The sequence below is a fragment of the Bradyrhizobium sp. Leo78 genome, from assembly GCF_059512425.1.
Map to the genome: position 1 here is coordinate 247,784 of NZ_JCAMOT010000010.1, position 17,959 is coordinate 265,742.

The following is a 17,959-nucleotide window of genomic DNA, read 5'->3' on the forward strand; positions in this document are numbered from 1 at the left end:
ATCATGCGCGGGCTTGACCCGCGCATCCATCGTGCTTCGCAAGATTCTTTTGGCCGATGGATTGGCGGGTCAAGCGCGGCAATGATCGTCCCGTAGGGTGGGCAAAGCGAAGCGTGCCCACCATCAAGCGTGGCGCAAGGAATGGTGGGCACGCTTCGCTTTGCCCACCCCTACCGCTTCGCATCCCGCAACCCATCACTCGTCGCACGCAATAGCGTCAGCAACAGACCGTTGAGCGGCGTCGCCACGCCATGTCGTTCGCCGGCCGCGACGATCGCGCCGGTGAGCGCGTCGGCTTCGAACGGTCGGCCGGCGAGGCGATCGAAATACATCGAGGTGCCGGCGTCGGGCGGATAGGTGAGCAGCGTCGCCAGCATTCGCTGGGCCTCATCTGCCTCGAGGCGAGCGCCATCGGCGCGCCCGACGGCAACAGCCTCTTCGAGGATGGCAAGACACAGCGCCTTGACGTCATCGCGCCGGAACACCGCCTGCCGCAGCAGGGTCAGCGCGGTGATCGGATTGGCGACCGCGTTGATCAGGAGCTTTCGCCAGGCGAGTGTGGCGAAGTCGTTGCTGCGCAGCACCCGCATGCCGGTTTCTTCGAGCAGGGCTTCGAACGCGCGTCCATCGGCATCGTCCGCGACCGTGAACTCATAGTCGCCGGCACGTCGAAAGCGAACGCGGTCCGGCGCCAATCGCTCGCCATTGTAATAGACGAGCGTGGGAATAATGGTTGCGTGTCCGGCCAATGGTGCCAGCCGGTCCTTGTGTCCGATGCCGTTCTGCAGGACCGCGATCCGGGTGCCGGCGCCGCAGATTCTTGCAAGCCACGGCGCGCTTGACGGCGTGTCCTGCGCCTTGGTGCAGAACAGCACCCAGTCCACCGGCGTCGTCTGCTCCGGATCGGTCAATGCGCGAAGCGGAACATCGATTGCGCCTTCCGCACGCTCGACCACGAGACGATCGAGCGGCCGCCTGACACAGGCGACCACATCGTGCCGGTCCGCCGCGCGCAACAGGCCGGCGATGATACCGCCGATGCTTCCGAGGCCGACGACGGCAATGGTTTTGCGATCCGGGTTTCCTTCAGTGCCAGCAGTCATCCGAAACAGGTCTCCTCATCCTTAACTGTAGGGCGAACATTGCCGGCTTTGCCAACGCAAACTGCGTCTTGCCGCGTTGTTCTATCGAAAACATGCTGCCAACTGCCGCCAATGCGCCGCGCCCGCCTCGCGAAATTGGGATGGTTGGTGCACGGTAATTGCAATCGGGGCGGCGGCAATTTGAGCTAGACTGCGCCAATAACAAGCCACCAGCACAGGCGCGCAAGGGAGGATCAACATGCAATTCAGGGTTTCGCCGGACACGCTTACCGATCAAGGCGCCGCAGAGTGGCAGGCGCGCGTCGATCTCGCCGCCGCGCACCGGCTCGCCTTCATCCAGGGTTTCAGCGAGGGCATCTTCAACCATCTGACCTTCGTGGTGCCCGGCCGCAGCGACCGCTACTATCAGATTCCGTTCGGCATGCATTGGTCGGAGGTGACCGCTTCCTCTTTCATGGAAGTCGGCATCGACGATGCCGAGGTCAAGCGCGGCGAGGGCGAGGTCGAGCGCTCCTGCTATTGCATCCACGCCCCGATCCACAAGGCGCTGCCGCAGGCCAAAGCGGTGTTTCACACCCACATGCCGTTTGCCAGCGCGCTGACCCGGCTCGAGGATCCCCGCATCAAGGAGATCGGCCAGACCGAAGTCGGCATGGCCGGCAAGATCGCCTATGACGACGAATACACCGGCCCGGCGCTCGATCCGGCCGAAGGCGCGCGGCTCGCCAGGGTGATCGGCGACAAGACCATTCTATTCATGGCCAACCACGGCATCTCGACCGTCGGCGAGACCGTCGCGGCGGCCTATGACCGGCTCTACTACATCGAGCGCGCCGCGCAGGTGCAGATCTATGCGATGTGGACCGGACAGCCGCTGAAGAAGCTGCCTGCTCCCGTGGTCGAAAAGACCATGCGCGATATCGGCGGCACCAGCCTCTACAAGGGCCCAAGCCCGGCGCAGCGGCACTTCGATGCGCTCAAGCGCATGCTGGACCGCAAGGAGCCGGACTACGCGACGTAAGGTGAGGTTTGCGCGACTGCATCCAAGCCGTCATTGCGAGCGAAGCGAAGCAATCCATCTCACCGCTTGTGGAGATGTGGATTGCTTCGTCGCTTCGCTCCTCGCAATGACGGCGTCGTCCGGGGCTTGCGCGCCGCGGCGAAGCCGCTTGGTGTAGCCGGGACCCCAACCACAGTAATGTGCTCCGCTGCAACCGCTTATTCGCGCCACAACAGCTCCCTGTGGTTATGGGTCCCCGCCTCGCGGGGACGACGAGAATGCCGAGTCTACGCGCGATGCTTCTGCAGCCGACGTTTACGATCGCACGGCCGGCGGCGCCTGCAGCGTCGGCGCCGCAGCCGCGAGAATCTCCGCACGATCACCGGTCCGCGGCGGATAGATCCGCACGTGATTGATGGTCTGCTTGGTCAATTTCGCGGCAGCCCCGCTGGTACGCACCTGGCGATCCCACCCTTCCGTGTACAAAGCCCCCCACGCGCCGAGATCGAGCACGGTGACATACCAATCAATATGAAGCGGTAGCATCGGCTGCCCGAACAGGTCGGCCACGACGTTATGGCCTGCGAAGCGGCCCATCGGCCGGGCGAACTGGCAGGACATCACGGAGGCGTGGACGCCGTCCACGAAACTGCAGGCCACATCGCCGGCGGCAAAGACATTTGTTGCACCGGTCACGCGCATGAATTGATCGACGATGACGCGACCATACCGGTCGCGTTCAACATCCAGCGCCTCAGCCAGCGGACTTGCGCGCATGCCCGCGCACCACACGACTGTCCGTGTCGGAATGATCTCCCCCGAACTGAGCGCGATCGCGTTCGGCTCGATAGCGGTAACCCTCACGCCCAGTCGCGTTTCGACGCCGAGGGCCAAGAGCGCCTCATTGATGACAGGGCGGGCATTATCCCCGATCGTGACGCCAACCGCGGGATTGGAGTCGATGAGAACGATGCGTTGCCCGTCGGTCACGCCGGCTCGATCGAGCTTGCCCGGCATCTCGGTTGCGACCTCAATTCCGGTGAAACCGGCGCCGACCACGACCACCGTGGAGCGCGCTTCCGATGGCGCCTCGGCGCCGAGCGCTGCGAGATGTGCGTCGAGCCGGACGGCAGCCGCATAGGAGTCCACGTCGAAGCCGTTCGCCGCGAGGCCGGCAATCGCCGGGCGCGCCAGTTCGCTGCCAAGCGCCAGCACCAGCCGATCGTAAGTCAAAACCTCCGGGCCGTCGCTCGCTGCGACGGTCACCTGCTGTTTGACCGCATCGATCGCTTGCACCTCGGCAAGTCTGTGAGCGACGCCGATAGGGTCCAGCACCTCGCCAAGCGGGATCGCCGCCTCGCTCAGGTCGACTTCGTAATTGCGGACTCGAATGTTGTGATAGGGATTGCGATCGATGACGAGAATCTCGACCTCGGCCGCCCGGCCGATCTCGTCGCGCATGCGCGCAGCCCCGATGGCAGCCCAGAGGCCGGCGAATCCCGCACCAAGGACAATAATGCGCGCCACAACAACCTCCTGTGATTATGGGTCCCTTGCGTTCGCAGGGACGACACCAGAGAGTTACTGCCTCACCCACACGATCCGCGCGATCCAGGCGACGTCCTCGGCCGCGAGCGTGCGATCTGCTTCCGCCGGATTGAGCGACTGCAATTCGAGCGTCTTCGCCGTGCGGCGTTTGCACTCCTTCACCAGTATCTCGCCGTCCTTGGTCCGCACCACCACGCGATCGCCGCGGCGGATCGGAGTTGACGGCGACACCAGGATGATATCGCCCTCGCGGAAAACCGGCCGCAGCGTGTCGCCGAAGATTTCGAGCGCGAAGGCGTGCTCGTCGGGGACGGTCGGCAGCGCCACTTCGTCCCAGCCTTTGCCGGTCGGAAAGCCGCTGTCGTCGAAAGCATCGCTTGCCGACGCTTCGGCAAGGCCGATCAGCGGCACTGACGGGCCGCCGCGGCCGCCGCCGTCGCCGATCAACTGCACGAAGGTGTCGATGGACACGTTGGTCGCGGCGAGCGCCTTCGCAACCGATTCGGTCGAGGGCCAACGCTCGCGGCCGTCGGCGGTGATGCGCTTGGACTTGTTGAAGGTCGTGGGATCCAGCCCGGCGCGCCGGGCAAGCCCGGACGGTGACAATCCGGCGCGCTCCGCCAGCCGGTCCAGTGCGGCCCAGACCTGGCCGTGGGTCAGCAGGCGCGATTGCTTGGGCGGTCTGACCATCGGAATTCCGCCGTTCTGATTTAGGAATTATTGCCGGAACCTGCGGCTTTCCGCAAATGTCCCCAATCGGCCCTGCTGTGGCGCTTGAGTTGCGCCACGGGCGTCGATACGGTCCATCGCTGGCCCGGCCAGCTTCGGGAAAAACCCCAACAGACTCAAGCGTGAAGCATGGGACACCGGATAGGTGCGCACGATCTATAAAATCAGCCCTGCCTCAGCTTGGCGCGAGGCCGAGCGGGCCGGAGTGTATCGGGGTAGTGCCGACGATCTGCGCGACGGTTTCATCCACTTCTCCACCGCATCCCAGGTCGCCGGGACCGCGCGGAAGCATTTTTCCGGCCAAACCGGCCTGTTTCTAATCGCGGTCGATGCCGATGCGCTGGGTGACGCCTTGCGCTGGGAGCCTTCCCGTCACGATGAATTGTTTCCGCATCTCTATGGCGAGCTCGATCTCGGCGCGGTCACTGCGGTCTACGACCTGCCGGCGCGCGCCGACGGCACGCATGCGATCCCGGAGACGTTGCCGTGATCCGCGCCTTCGATGCCGTCTCGCTGCCGCTGCTGCGCTGGCTCGATCCGGAGGACGCCCACCGGCTGGCGATCCAGGGGCTGCGCTTCCTGCCGCCGATCCGCCAGCGGCCGGATGATCCGAAGCTCGCGGTGCGCGCGTTCGGACTGAATTTTCCCAATCCGGTCGGCATGGCCGCGGGCTTCGACAAGAACGCGGAGGCGCCTGATGCGCTGCTCAAGCTCGGCTTCGGCTTTGTCGAGATCGGCTCGGTGACGCCGCTGCCGCAGTCCGGCAATGCCAGGCCGAGGCTGTTTCGGCTTGAGCGGGATGAAGCTGTCATCAACCGCATGGGCTTCAACAACGACGGCGCGGCGGCGGTGCTGCGGCGGCTCGCCGGCCGCGCCCATCTTTCCGGCATCGTCGGCGTCAATGTCGGCGCCAACAAGGATTCGCCGGATCGTACCGCCGACTATGTGAAGCTGATCGAGACTTTTGCGCCGGTCGCGAGCTACTTCACCGTCAACGTGTCCTCGCCGAACACGCCGGGCCTGCGCAATCTGCAGCAATCGGCCGCGCTCGATGATCTCCTGGCACGGGTCATCGAGATCCGGGAGCGGGTGCGGAAGAATGCCGGCGATTCGCCGGTGCTTTTGAAGATCGCGCCGGACTTAAGCCTCGCCGAGCTCGACGACGTCGTCCACATCGCGCGCTCGCGCCGCGTCGACGGCATGATCGTCGCCAACACGACGCTGGCGCGGCCCTCTACCTTGCGCGAGCAGGCCCGTGCCAAAGAGCAGGGCGGTCTCTCCGGCCGGCCGCTGTTCCGCCTGTCGACGCGGATGGTGGCGGAGACCTATGTGCGCGCTGAGGGTGCGTTTCCCCTGATCGGCGTCGGCGGCATCGATTCCGGCGGCGCCGCGCTGACCAAGATCCGCGCCGGCGCCAGCCTGATCCAGCTCTATTCCGCGCTCGTCTATAAGGGCCTCGGCCTCGTCGATGATATCAAGCGCGATCTCTCCTCGACGCTCCTGCGCACCGGCCGCGACTCGCTGTCCGAAATCGTCGGCGCCGATGCCGCCACCATCACGGCCGAGGACTGGCCGGTACGGTGAGCCATGTCCGGCCTGCACCGTCATTGCGAGGAGCGATAGCGACGAAGCAATCCATGCCGCCGCGCGGGAGAGATGGATTGCTTCGCTTCGCTCGCAATGACGGCGTAGTCGGTTCGTACTATGGCGTCGCGAACGATGCCCTGAACAGCGCCGGATAGCGCAGCGCTTCCAATCCGCCGCGCGCGGCATAGTGCACCAGCAGTGCGGTCCACAGCCCGGCATTGCCGAAGGGGCGCAAGAGAAACCAGGCGGTGAGGAAGATCACGAGCGACAGCACCATCAGATTGCGCATGTCGCGCGCCCAGGTCGCGCCGATATAGACGCCGTCATAGGCGAAGGCGAACACCGCCAGCAGCGGCGACAGGATCACGAACAGCAGGAACGCGCGCGCGGCCTGCCGCACCTCCGTGTTCGCGGTCATGATATCGATCAGAACAGGCCCGAACAGCGCGAATGCCGCCATCACTGCGAGCGCAAACGCAAAGCCCCAGACGATGACCAGCCGCACTGCGCCGGCAAACGCATAGCGGTCGCGCGCGCCATAGGCGCGGCCGCAGAGCTGCTCGGCGGCATTGGCGAGGCCGTCGAGGAAGAAGGCGCTGACCAAAAGGAAATTGTTCAGCACCGCATTCGCCGCCAGCGTGACGTCGCCGGCGCGGGCGCCTTGCGCGGTGAAAAACAGGAACGCCGTGATCAGTGCCGCGGTGCGGATCATGATGTCGCGGTTGACCGCGAGCATCCGCATCAGTTTTTCGCGCGCAAACAGCGTGCCCGGCAGGATGTCGAGCTTTCCTCCCGTCAGATGCCGCGCAATGAGGATGCCGAGCAACAGGCCGGCCGTTTCCGCGATCACAGCGGCGATCGCCGCGCCGGCGATGCCGAGATTGAACACCAGCACCAGCAGTATGGTCGCCGCCATGTTGACGACGTTGATCGCGATCTGCGTCGACAGCGCCAATGTCGCCCGCGCCTGGCCGATCAGCCAGCCGAGCACGACGTAATTGGCGAGCGCGAGCGGCGCCGACCAGATGCGGATCAGGAAATAGGTCTTCGCCGCCGCCGTCACGCCTTCGCTGCCGCCCATCGCGCTGAGCAGGATCGCGGCCAGCGGCCCCTGCAGCACGATCAGCGCGGCGCCGATCACCGCCGCGACGATGAAGCCGCGCACCAGGATCGCACGCAATTCCTGCGTCTCGCCGGCGCCGAGCGACTGCGCGGTGAAGGCAACCGTGCTCATGCGCAGGAACGCGAACAGCCAGAACATGCAGTCGAACAGCACGGAGGCCATCGCGACCCCGCCGAGCAGCGCCGCATCGTCCAGCCGTCCGATCGCCGTGGTGGAGACGATCCCGATCAGCGGCGTCGTCAGGTTCGCGATCATCGCCGGACCTGCGATGGCGAATACCTGCCGGCTCGTGACCTCCGCGGATGGGTTTGGTGCGTGCATCTTCTAGAACACCACCACCATGCCGTCGCTGGCGGCGGTGTAGGGCAGCTCGTCCACGCGGCCGAGCATGTCGTCGCTCATGTGGGTCAGCACCAGCCGCTTGGCGCCGATCTCGGGCAGATGCGCTTCCAATGTCGTCAGGCTGAGATGGTTCTTGACGATCTTGTCGTAGGTATTAGCTTCCGCGATGAACAGGTCGGCGTTGCGCGCCGCCGGGATCAGCGTCTCCGTCCATTCGGTGTCGGCGCTGTAGGCAATGACGCGGCCTTCGGTCTCGATCCGGTAGGCCAGGAACGGTCCGCCGGATTCGCCATGCACGACCGGATAGGGCGTCACCGTCACCGCGCCGAAGCTGCGGCTTTGCTCGGGCACCAGCGGCACGACGGAGAGCTCGAAACGCTGCTTGGTCTTGGACGAATGCTCGAACAGCGTTTCCATCACCTGTGGCAGCCGCGTCTCGATGCCCTCAGGCCCCGCGATCACGAGCGGCCGGCTGCGCCGCGAGAACTGTGCATCGAGCAGGAAGAACGGCAGGCCGGCGAAATGGTCGCCGTGGAAATGCGTGATCAGGATCAGATCGATCTCATCGCGCACGATGTCGAGCCGCTTCATGGCCGGTAGCGAGGATGCGCCGCAATCGATCAGGAAATTGACGCTGTCGCCGGTGACGTGGAAGCAGGTGTTGTACCTGCCGCCGGAGCCGAAGGCGTCGCCGCAGCCGATAAATCGCAGTTGCATCGCCCCGGCCCGCGCCAGCTAGCGGCCGCGCGGCGTGCCGAACAGCCGCGACAACAGCCAGACCGGGATCACGATCACGGCGCCAAGCAGGAAGTAGCGCCACAGCCAGTTGATGGTGTCGAAGCCGAGGTCCCACAGCCGCTGGAACAGCAGTTGGATGCTGTGGATGATATTCCAGGGATCGAATCCGACCGCGGCGAGCACGACGCCGACCAGGATCGACAAGAGGATCAGCCGGAAGGCGACCGACAGCGGCGAGCCGCCGAGAAAGCGGTACAAACCGTCATTCTGGCTGGCCGGCAAGTCACGGACGTCGTCGGGCATTGCTGTCTCCTCGCGGGTGTGCATCCGCATTATAGGCAAGGCGATGCACATGGGGAACCCGCGCCGCGCCGTCAATGCTTATCATCCACGGGCGGAACCTTAATTTGCCGTCACACTCTTCAGCATCCGCTCCAGCGTCTCCAGCCGGTCGGCCTCGCGCGGCGGCTTGTCCCAGCGCAATCGGTTGATGCGCGGAAACCGCATCGCAACGCCCGATTTGTGCCGCGGCGAGCGCTGCAGACCCTCAAAGGCCACTTCGAGCACCAGGCCCTGGTCCGGCTCGTGCACGACATGGCGGACGGGGCCGAATTTCTCGGTGGTGTTGCGACGAACGAAGCGGTCGATCTGCAAGAGTTCCTCATCGGTGAAGCCGAAATAGGCCTTGCCGACCGGCACCAATTCGTCGCCAGCACCGCCATTGGTCCAGACGCCGAACGTATAGTCGGAATAATAGGACGAGCGCTTGCCGTGGCCGCGCTGCGCATACATCAAGACAGCGTCGATGATGTGCGGATCGCGCTTCCACTTCCACCATTGCCCCTTCGGACGGCCCGGCAGATAGGGCGCATCGCGGCGCTTGAGCATCACGCCCTCGACCGCTTCCGCATCCAGTCCCGCGCCGGCGCCGGCCGGATCGGCGCGCGCCGCGGTCAGCGCGGGCCAATCGGTGAAGGGGACGGTCGGCGACAGGTCGATGCGCGTATCGGCGAGCTTCCTGATGAAGGCTTCCAGATGCGTGCGGCGCTCCTCGAACGGCAGTTCGCGCAAATCGTTCTCGTCGTCGCCGAGCAGGTCATAGGCACGCAGATGGATCGGATAATCCTTCATCAGTTTCGGCGAGACGACCTTTCGGTTCAGCCGCTGCTGCAGCACGTTGAAGGTCTGCACCCGCCCGTCGCGCAGCACCAATAGCTCGCCGTCGATCGCGCCGGGCAGATGCAGCGACGGCAGCAAATCCGGAAAGCTCTTGGTGATGTCCTCGCCGCTGCGCGAATAGAGCCGAACCTGCAAATGCCCGCGCTCGTCGCGGCCTGAGACGGCCTGCACGCGGATGCCGTCCCATTTCCATTCGGCGATGAAATCCGCCGGATCGAGACTGGCGAAATCCGCATCCTCGATCGCATGCGCCAGCATCACCGGGCGGAATGGCGCCGGGTCGCGGTTGACAGGCTTTTCGGCCCGGCCCTCCAGCCAGGCGAACAGATCGAGATAGGGCGGCGCCAGCCCCGGCCACATCAATTCGATCTCATGCGGATCTTTCTCGCCGAGCGCCGCGGCCGCGGTCTTCGCCAGCCGCGCCGAAATCCCGATCCGCATCGCGCCGGTGACGAGCTTTAGCAGCGCCCAGCGCCCGGTCTCGTCGAGCTCGTCCAGCCAGCGCGCGAGCTGCGCCGGCAACGCGGTCTTGCCGAGCGTGCGTAGCGTCGTGACGACCTCGGTCAGCGTCGGCGGCGGCGCATTGTTGTGGCCGGCGAGCGCGACCTTCGGCCACATCAGCGCCACGGTCTCGGAGAGATCGCCGACATAATCATACGAATATCCGAACAGCACCGGATCGGTGCGCTCCATGATCAGGTCGCGGATCAGGCCCGGCTTGGCGTGCTTGAACGACAGCGCGCCGGTGAGTGCCGCCAGCGCGTAGCCGCGATCGGGGTCCTCGGTGTCGCGCAAATAAGCCGTCAGCAGTTTCAGCTTGTTGTTGCGGCCGGGCTCATAGGCGAGACGGTCCAATAGTTCGGCGAAACGGTTCATGCCCCGCCTTCCTCGCCGTCGAGCACGACTTCGGTCTCCTCTTCATCGCCATAGCCGACGAGATCGAGCGGCCGCGCGGCAAGTCCCTTGCTCTTGCACCAATGCACCAGCGCGTCTTCCTGACCGTGCGTCACCCACACCTCGCCGGCGCCGGTCGCGCCGATCGTCGCGGTCAGCCCGTCCCAGTCAGCATGGTCAGAGATCACCAATGGCAGCTCGACGCCGCGCTGCCGCGCGCGGGCGCGCACCCGCATCCAGCCGGAGGCAAACGCGGTGACGGGATCGGGAAAGCGCCGTGTCCAGATGTCGGAGGTCGCCGTCGGCGGCGCCAGCGTGATGGTGCCGGCCAGCTCGGCCTTCTTCATGCCGCGCACCGGGCGCAGCTCGCCGAGCGCAATCCCGCGGCTCTCGTAGTAGCGCGTGATCTTCTCCATCGCGCCATGCAGATAGATCGCCGCGTCATAGCCGGCCTCGCGCAATAGCGCGATCACGCGCTGCGCCTTGCCGAGCGAATAGGCGCCGACCAGATGCGCGCGCTCCGGAAACAGCGCCACCGATGCCAAGAGCTTCTTCACCTCATCGGCCGCATCGCCATGCCGGAACACCGGCAGGCCGAAGGTCGCCTCCGTGATGAAGACGTCGCAGGCCACGAGCTCGAACGGCGTGCAGGTCGGGTCCCGCGCATCCTTGTAGTCGCCGGACGCGACGATGCAGAGATCCTTGCAGGAGACCGCGATCTGCGCGGAGCCCAGCACGTGCCCTGCGGGATGGAATTTCACCTTGATGTCGCCGAGCCTGACCTCCTCCCCATAACGAACCGCCTGCGTGGAGCCGGCGAAATTGTCGCCATAGCGCAGCCGCATCATGTCGAGCGTCTCTTGCGTCGCCAGCACCGCGCCATGGCCGGCTCGCGCATGGTCGGAATGGCCATGGGTGATGACCGCGCGCTCCACAGGGCGGACCGGATCGATATGAAAGCCACCCGGTTTGCAGCAGAGACCGGCAGCAACTGGCAGCAGGATGTCTTGCGGACGCATGCCGCAGTATATAAGCCGGCTTAACCCGATTTTTAGCCGTCATGCGCGGGCTTGACCCGCGCATCCATCTCTCTAAAGATTCCATCTTTCTATTGATGGATTGCCGGGTCGAGCCCGGCAATGACGGAACTGGTTCCCCAAGCGATGTCCGGACGTCTCTTCCTGTCCTCCGGCGATCTCGTTGCCGACCGCCGCTATGAATTCGCGCGCGATTTGCAGTTGCGGGGTGATCTCGCCGCCGCCGCCGATCTGCTCGAGCAGGCGATCGAGCTCGCACCGCGCTTCGTCTCCGCCTGGTTCGTGCTCGGCGAGATCCGCCAGGAGCTCGGCGAACGCGAGGCGGCGATCACAGCCTTCCGTCGCGCCCGCGACGCCGACCCACAGGATCGTCACGGCGCCAGCCTGCATTTGATGCAGCTCGGCGCGGAAGCATTGTCCGACATGCCGAAGGCCTATGTGCAGGCGCTGTTCGATCAATACGCGCGGCGCTTCGACGAGGCTTTGAAGCGCGATCTCGGCTATCGCGGCCCCTCGCTGTTGTTCAAGGCGGTGCTCTCGGCGCGCGCCGCCGCGAACAAGCCGGCCTTTTTCGAGCGCGGCATCGATCTCGGCTGCGGCACCGGGCTCGGTGCTGCCGCCTTTGCCAAGAACGTCGATCGCTTCATCGGCATCGACCTCTCGCCGGGCATGATCGAGCAGGCGCGCGCCACCGGCCTCTATGCCGAGCTCGAGGTCCAGGACATGCTAAACGGGCTGCGCGCCAGGGATGACGCCAGCGCCGATTTCATCCTCGCGGCCGACGCCATGGTCTATGTCTGCGACCTCGCGCCTGTTCTGGCGGAGGCTGGACGCGTGCTCGCACCCGGTGGCGCCGTCGCCTTCACCGTCGAGACGCACGATGGCGACGGCGTCGTGATCGGCGAGGGGCTGCGTTATGCGCACGGCGCGCCCTACATCGGCGCCGTGATCGAGGCCGCAGGCCTGAACTTATCGGCGCTGCAGCCCGCCTCCACGCGCAACGAAGGCAAGGTGCCCGTCCCCGGCCTGGTGGTGATTGCCACGAAGACGTAACGGCCGTAGCCCGGGGGGCGCTCTTGACCGCAGCAATAACCGGCCGTCATTCCGGGGCGCGCACAGCGCGAGCCCGGAATCCATCACGCACCGGGTGACGGCGGACAAATGGATTCCGGGCTCGATGCTGCGCATCGCCCCGGAATGACGGCAGTGAGCGTGGCGAAGCCGGAGTGAATTAACTCCGGTCGCCAATCGAAACCTTCACCGGCTGCGGCATCAGCAAAACTTGAGTCTAGACGCTACCCTTTCCGTCGCGCGGAACTGTTCGAGCGGCATTGCGTCGCAAAGGCAAAAGTTCGGTATTGCCGAGCCAAGCGGAATGTTGATCATTGTTGTCGTCTAGGGAGAGACAACAACAATGAAGAAGCAAACCAGGCGCGAATTCTGCGCCACCGCCATCAGTGCGTTCGCCGCATCAAGCCTGTCCGCGCCCTATCTCTGGGCCGCCGAGAAGAAATATGATCCGGGCGCCAGCGACACCGAGATCAAGCTCGGCCAGACCGTGCCGCATTCCGGCCCCGGCTCGCTGTATGGCGTGCTCGGTCGCGTCGGCGAGGCCTATTTCCAGATGCTGAACGAGAAGGGCGGTATCAATGGACGCAAGGTCAAGTTCCTCACCATGGACGATGCCTACAGCGCGCCGAAATGCGTCGAGGCAACGCGGCGCCTGGTGGAGCAGGAGGAAGTGCTGGCGCTGTACGGCTCGCTCGGTACCGCGCCGCAGACCGCCGTGCACAAATATCTCAATTCCAAAGGCGTGCCGCAGTTGCTGCTCAACACCGGCGCGTCGAAATGGAATGATCCGAAGAATTTCAAGTGGACCATGGCCGGCCTGCCGCTCTACCCGACCGAGGCCCGCATTCTGGCCAAACACGTCGTCAGCGTGAAGCCGGACGCCAAAGTCGGCATTCTCTACCAGAACGACGATTTCGGTCGCGACTTCTTAGGGCCCTTCAAGAAGGTGCTGGCGGATGCCGGCGGCAAGGCGCAGGTCATCATGGAGCAGACCTACGATCTCACCGATCCGACCGTCGATTCCCAGCTCATCAATCTCTCGAAATCCGGCGCCGATGTCTTCTACAACATCACGACAGGCAAGGCGACGTCGCAGTCGATTCGCAAGGTCGCCGAGCTCGGCTGGAAGCCGCTGCATCTGCTCTCGGCGGGCTCGACTGGCCGCTCGATCCTGAACGCCGCGGGTCTTGAGAACGCAACCGGCATCGTCGCGATCCGCTACGCCAAGGAAGTCGGCGTGCCCCGCTTCGAGAAGGATCCGGACGTGCTCGCCTTCGAGGAGCTGCGGAAGAAATATCTGCCCAATGTCGATCCCGACAACACGATCGCTTTCGCCGGCTACGGCCAGGTCGCGACCATGGCCGAAATCCTGCGCCGCTGCGGCGACGACCTCACCCGCGCCAATGTGCTGAAGCACGCGACCACGCTCGCCGGCTTCCACTCGCCCTATTTCCTCGACGGTATCAATTACAGCTACACGCCCGAAGACTACACGCCGATGAAGACGCTCTACATCTCGATCTTCAACGGCAAGGATTGGGACATCTCCGACAAGCCCGTGACGGAGTAGGCGGGGAACTGCTTCATCTCCCTCTCCCCGCTCTTCGCGGGGAGAGGGTTGGGGTGAGGGGCTCTCTCCGCGCAGACGGCGAGAGTCGTGTGCGCGGAGAGAGCCCCTCACCCGGATTGCTTCGCAATCCGACCTCTCCCCGCGAAGAGCGGGGCGAGGTGAGGAGAGCACCCCTCGACGAAGTGCCCCCGAAGGCATAGCTCTACCCGGTGCCCGTCCTGACCCAGCCCGCGGCCCCGACCGAGGCCGAATCCCTCCTGCCTCTCCGCTTCCAGAAATGGTTCGCGGCCCGCGGCTGGTCGCCGCGCGAGCATCAGCTCGCGCTGTTGGTGAAGGCGCGCGAGAACCGCTCGGCATTGCTGATCGCGCCCACCGGCGCCGGCAAGACGCTGGCGGGATTCTTGCCGACTCTCGTGGAGCTTAGCGGCGGGCTGCACCGCCCCAGCCCTCCCCCTTTCAGGCGGAGGGAGAATGACCTGCTCGCCAGCGGAGAGGGAGCGACCTCAAGTGCGCCGCGCTCCAACCTCATCTCCACCGGCCGCAGCGTGAAGCGCGCCGGCGGCCTTCACACCCTTTACATCTCCCCGCTGAAAGCGCTCGCCGTCGACATCGCGCGCAACCTTGAGGCGCCGGTCGCTGAGATGGGGCTGCCGATCAAGATCGAGACCCGCACCGGCGATACGCCGGTATCGCGACGCCAGCGGCAGCGGCGCTATCCGCCGGACATCCTGCTCACCACGCCCGAGCAGCTCGCGCTCCTGCTCTCATCCGATGACGCGCCGTTCCTGTTCTCCTCGCTGAGGCGCATCGTGCTCGACGAGCTGCACGCGCTGGTGACCTCCAAGCGCGGCGACCTGTTGTCGCTTGGTCTCGCGCGGCTGTGGCGGCTCGCACCGGAGATGCGCGCGATCGGCCTGTCGGCGACGGTCGCCGAGCCGGAGCAGCTCGCGCGCTTCCTGGTGCCGCAGCAACCGGCCGCGCAGATCGCCGCCGATGTCGTCACCGCCGGCGGCGCGGCGCCGCCGATCGTCGAGATGCTGGATACGCGCGAACGTCTGCCGTGGGCCGGCCACACCGCGCGCCATGCGCTCGGCGAGATCTATGAATTGATCAAGCAGAACAAGACCACGCTGGTGTTCGTCAACACGCGCAGCCAGGCCGAGATGCTGTTCCAGGATCTCTGGCGCATGAACGACGATGGGCTTGCGATCGCGCTGCATCACGGCTCGCTCGATGTCGCGCAGCGCCGCAAGGTCGAGGATGCGATGGCGGCCGGCCGGCTGCGCGGTGTGGTCTGCACCTCCTCGCTCGATCTCGGCGTCGACTGGGGCGATGTCGACCTCGTCATCAATATCGGCGCGCCCAAGGGCTCGTCGCGATTGATGCAGCGTATCGGCCGCGCCAATCACCGTTTCGACGAAGCCTCGCGCGCCGTGCTGGTACCGGCGAATCGCTTCGAGGTGCTGGAATGCCGTGTCGCGATCGACGCGATCGCCGAGAACGCGCAGGACACGCCGCCGCTTCGGTCAGGTGCGCTCGACGTGCTGGCGCAGCATGTGCTTGGCTGCGCCTGCGGCGAGCCGTTCTTTTCCGATGAGCTGTATGACGAAGTGCGGACGGCGGCGCCGTACGCTGTGCTGGCGCGGGCCGATTTCGACGACATCGTCGATTTCGTCGCCACCGGCGGCTATGCGCTGAAGACGTATGAGCGCTTCGCGCGCATCAAGCAGGACAAGCAGGGCCGCTGGCGCGTCGCCAATCCCCGCGTGCGGCAGAGCTATCGCCTCAATGTTGGCACCATCGTCGAGGACACGATGCTGAAGGTGCGGCTGGTCCGCTCGCGCGCCGGCGGCTCCGGCTCGACCGGCGCAATCGCGCGCGGCGGCAAGATGCTAGGCGAGATCGAGGAAGTCTTCATCGAGGGCCTCGTGCCCGGCGACACTTTCGTGTTCGGCGGCGAGGTAGTGCGCTACGAGGCACTGGTCGAGGACCAGGTCTATGTCTCCCGCGCCAACGACAAGGATGCAAAAGTGCCGTCCTATATGGGCGGCAAATTCCCGCTCTCCACCTACCTCGCCGAGCGCGTCCGCAAACTGCTCGACGATCGCCGGGCGTGGAATGCGCTGCCGGACCAGGTCCACGAATGGCTGTCGCTGCAGAAGGATTTCTCCCGCGTGCCGGCCGTGCGCGAGCTCCTGGTCGAAACCTTTCCACGCGGCAACAAGCATTATTTGGTCTGCTATCCCTTCGAGGGCCGGCTCGCGCACCAGACGCTCGGCATGCTCCTGACGCGACGGATGGAGCGCGCCCGCACCCGGCCGCTCGGCTTCATCGCCAATGAATATGCGCTGGCGATCTGGGGGCTCGGCGACCTCTCTTTTATGATCCGGCACGGCCAGCTCGATCTCAACGCGCTGTTCAATCCCGACATGCTCGGCGACGATCTCGAAGCATGGCTCGCCGAATCGGCGTTGATGAAGCGCACCTTCCGCAATTGCGCCATCATCTCAGGGCTAATCGCGCGTCGCCATACCGGTGAGGAGAAATCGCGACGTCAGGTGCTGTTCTCGACCGACCTTGTCTATGATGTGCTGCGCAAGCATCAGGGCGATCATGTCCTGTTGCGCGCGGCCCGGGCCGATGCCGCAACCGGCCTGCTCGATCTGCGCCGGCTCGGCGATATGCTCGCGCGGATCCAGGGGCGAATCACGCACCGGGAACTGGAGCACGTCTCACCGCTCGCGGTTCCAGTGATGCTGGAAATCGGCCGCGAGTCAGTTTATGGCGAAGCATCCGACGAGCTCTTGGCGGAAGCCGCCGACGAACTCGTGAAAGAGGCGATGTCATGAGACATCGTAGCAAAGCAGATGAAGTTTTGGAGCACATCTCTCTCCACACCGTCATGCCCGGGCAAAAGCGCGAAGCGCGTCTTCGCGCAGATGTCCCGGGCATCCACGTCTTTCGCTTCGGCGCGTGCGGAAGAACGTGGATGGCCGGGACGAGCCCGGCCATGACGGAGCAAGTGGCTCTCACCGTCGATACGACCGCCGCCGTCGATATCGCCGGCGTGTCATTCGCCGCCGATCTCTCCGGCGCTTTGTTTTGGGAAGAGCAGCGTCTGCTCGTCGTCTCCGACCTGCACCTGGAAAAAGGTTCGAGCTTCGCCACGCGCGGCGTGCTGCTGCCGCCTTACGACACCGCGGCGACCCTCGGTCGTTTGGCCGCCGTGATCGCCCGTCATGACCCGCGCATGGTGATCGCGCTCGGCGACAGCTTTCATGATCGGCGTGCGCACGAGCGGATGAGCGCGCAGGATCGCGACGCCATCACCGCGCTGCAGGCCCGGCGCGACTGGATCTGGATTTCGGGTAATCACGATCCGGCCCTGCCGTCCGATCTCGGCGGCATGGTTGCCACTGAAGTCGCGATCGGCCGCATCAGATTCCGCCATGAGCCGACCGGGGCCATCGGTGAGATCGCCGGCCATCTGCATCCCAAGGCCCGCGTCTCGACCCGCGGCCGCGCGGTCGAACGCCGCTGCTTCGCCAGCGACGGCGAACGCGCCGTGATGCCAGCCTTCGGCGCCTACGCCGGCGGCCTGAGCATCCGCGATGCCGCCTTCGCAAAACTCTTCGGCACGCCTGCCTTCACCGCCCACCTCCTCGGCGACACCAAGCTCCACACCATCGCCGCTTCGCGGTGTTATTGATTGCACAAGCGCCCCCCTCATCCCGAGAAGCCGCGCAAGCGGCGTCTCGAGGGATGGGCCGCAGGCTCCTCACTCTCCGTCATTCCGGGGCGCGCGCAGCGCGAACCCGGAATCCATTCGTCCACTTGCGCAGGCGGCGAAATGGATTCCGGGCTCACGCTACGCGTGCCCCGGAATGACGGAGAGAAAATTCGTGAGCGATTCCAAAGTGATTTGCGCCGTCCACCCCTCGCGCGAAAAACATTCCGCTTCCGCCGTCGGGCAAATCAGTGATTTAACTCCGCGCGTCTCACGCGAATGAGGGGCGGGTCGCGATCGTCACGAACGTT

At 65.2% G+C, this 17,959-nt stretch carries 15 protein-coding genes; 7 read left to right on the forward strand and 8 right to left on the reverse strand.

Features of this window, described 5'->3' with window-relative positions; all coding sequences use genetic code 11:
- Nucleotides 1–170 precede the first annotated feature (170 nt).
- Nucleotides 171–1,103 (reverse strand): 2-dehydropantoate 2-reductase, encoded by a 933-nt coding sequence (locus tag AC5ZG1_RS16200; RefSeq protein ID WP_496133454.1) that lies wholly within the window; start codon nucleotides 1,101–1,103, stop codon nucleotides 171–173.
- Nucleotides 1,104–1,341: 238 nt separating this feature from the next.
- Here AC5ZG1_RS16200 and AC5ZG1_RS16205 point away from each other — a divergent pair, with 238 nt between their 5' ends.
- A complete protein-coding gene (locus AC5ZG1_RS16205; RefSeq protein WP_456640710.1) occupies nucleotides 1,342–2,124 on the forward strand; it encodes a class II aldolase/adducin family protein in 783 nt (260 codons plus the stop codon).
- Between the two features lie 294 nt (nucleotides 2,125–2,418).
- On the opposite strand, the gene AC5ZG1_RS16210 is transcribed toward AC5ZG1_RS16205, so the two are convergent.
- Nucleotides 2,419–3,630 carry an NAD(P)/FAD-dependent oxidoreductase gene (locus tag AC5ZG1_RS16210; protein ID WP_496133455.1) on the reverse strand — a complete coding sequence of 404 codons (1,212 nt, stop codon included), beginning with the start codon at nucleotides 3,628–3,630 and terminating at the stop codon, nucleotides 2,419–2,421.
- 54 nt (nucleotides 3,631–3,684) lie between these two features.
- Nucleotides 3,685–4,341, reverse strand: a complete 657-nt coding sequence (locus tag AC5ZG1_RS16215) for a S24 family peptidase (protein ID WP_196237382.1) — start codon at nucleotides 4,339–4,341, stop codon at nucleotides 3,685–3,687.
- A 184-nt stretch (nucleotides 4,342–4,525) separates the two neighbouring features.
- Between AC5ZG1_RS16215 and AC5ZG1_RS16220 the strand changes: the two genes are divergently transcribed.
- Together AC5ZG1_RS16220 and AC5ZG1_RS16225 are read left to right on the forward strand one after the other, a co-directional pair.
- Nucleotides 4,526–4,870, forward strand: coding sequence for a DUF952 domain-containing protein (locus tag AC5ZG1_RS16220; protein ID WP_130227538.1), 345 nt, complete (start codon nucleotides 4,526–4,528; stop codon nucleotides 4,868–4,870).
- The gene (locus AC5ZG1_RS16225; protein ID WP_456640712.1) at nucleotides 4,867–5,964 is read left to right on the forward strand and encodes a quinone-dependent dihydroorotate dehydrogenase; all 1,098 of its coding nucleotides are present in this window, start codon (nucleotides 4,867–4,869) and stop codon (nucleotides 5,962–5,964) included. The genes AC5ZG1_RS16220 and AC5ZG1_RS16225 overlap by 4 nt, the downstream gene beginning before the upstream one ends.
- A gap of 118 nt (nucleotides 5,965–6,082) precedes the next feature.
- Here the strand turns inward: AC5ZG1_RS16225 and AC5ZG1_RS16230 are convergent, their stop codons facing one another.
- The 5 genes from AC5ZG1_RS16230 to AC5ZG1_RS16250 form a co-directional block, all read right to left on the reverse strand.
- A complete protein-coding gene (locus tag AC5ZG1_RS16230) occupies nucleotides 6,083–7,411 on the reverse strand; it encodes an MATE family efflux transporter (protein WP_456640713.1) in 1,329 nt (442 codons plus the stop codon).
- Nucleotides 7,412–7,414: 3 nt separating this feature from the next.
- Nucleotides 7,415–8,149 (reverse strand): MBL fold metallo-hydrolase, encoded by a 735-nt coding sequence (locus tag AC5ZG1_RS16235; RefSeq protein ID WP_456640714.1) that lies wholly within the window; start codon nucleotides 8,147–8,149, stop codon nucleotides 7,415–7,417.
- Between the two features lie 18 nt (nucleotides 8,150–8,167).
- The gene (locus AC5ZG1_RS16240) at nucleotides 8,168–8,473 is read right to left on the reverse strand and encodes a DUF6460 domain-containing protein (protein WP_028167653.1); all 306 of its coding nucleotides are present in this window, start codon (nucleotides 8,471–8,473) and stop codon (nucleotides 8,168–8,170) included.
- 99 nt (nucleotides 8,474–8,572) lie between these two features.
- On the reverse strand, nucleotides 8,573–10,225 hold the full coding sequence (locus AC5ZG1_RS16245) for an ATP-dependent DNA ligase (protein WP_496133456.1): 1,653 nt from the start codon (nucleotides 10,223–10,225) through the stop codon (nucleotides 8,573–8,575).
- Nucleotides 10,222–11,262, reverse strand: a complete 1,041-nt coding sequence (locus AC5ZG1_RS16250) for a ligase-associated DNA damage response exonuclease (RefSeq protein WP_496133457.1) — start codon at nucleotides 11,260–11,262, stop codon at nucleotides 10,222–10,224. The genes AC5ZG1_RS16245 and AC5ZG1_RS16250 overlap by 4 nt, the downstream gene beginning before the upstream one ends.
- Nucleotides 11,263–11,406: 144 nt before the next feature.
- Between AC5ZG1_RS16250 and AC5ZG1_RS16255 the strand changes: the two genes are divergently transcribed.
- The 4 genes from AC5ZG1_RS16255 to pdeM all read left to right on the forward strand — a co-directional run bounded on the left by AC5ZG1_RS16255 (nucleotide 11,407) and on the right by pdeM (nucleotide 17,630).
- A complete protein-coding gene (locus AC5ZG1_RS16255; RefSeq protein ID WP_496133465.1) occupies nucleotides 11,407–12,333 on the forward strand; it encodes a class I SAM-dependent DNA methyltransferase in 927 nt (308 codons plus the stop codon).
- Between the two features lie 361 nt (nucleotides 12,334–12,694).
- The gene (locus tag AC5ZG1_RS16260) at nucleotides 12,695–13,921 is read left to right on the forward strand and encodes an ABC transporter substrate-binding protein (RefSeq protein WP_028167657.1); all 1,227 of its coding nucleotides are present in this window, start codon (nucleotides 12,695–12,697) and stop codon (nucleotides 13,919–13,921) included.
- Between the two features lie 209 nt (nucleotides 13,922–14,130).
- Nucleotides 14,131–16,770, forward strand: a complete 2,640-nt coding sequence (locus tag AC5ZG1_RS16265; RefSeq protein WP_496133458.1) for a ligase-associated DNA damage response DEXH box helicase — start codon at nucleotides 14,131–14,133, stop codon at nucleotides 16,768–16,770.
- Between the two features lie 161 nt (nucleotides 16,771–16,931).
- Entirely contained in the window at nucleotides 16,932–17,630 is a 699-nt protein-coding gene (pdeM, locus tag AC5ZG1_RS16270) for a ligase-associated DNA damage response endonuclease PdeM (protein WP_028167659.1), read from the forward strand.
- The last annotated feature ends 329 nt before the right edge of the window (nucleotides 17,631–17,959 follow it).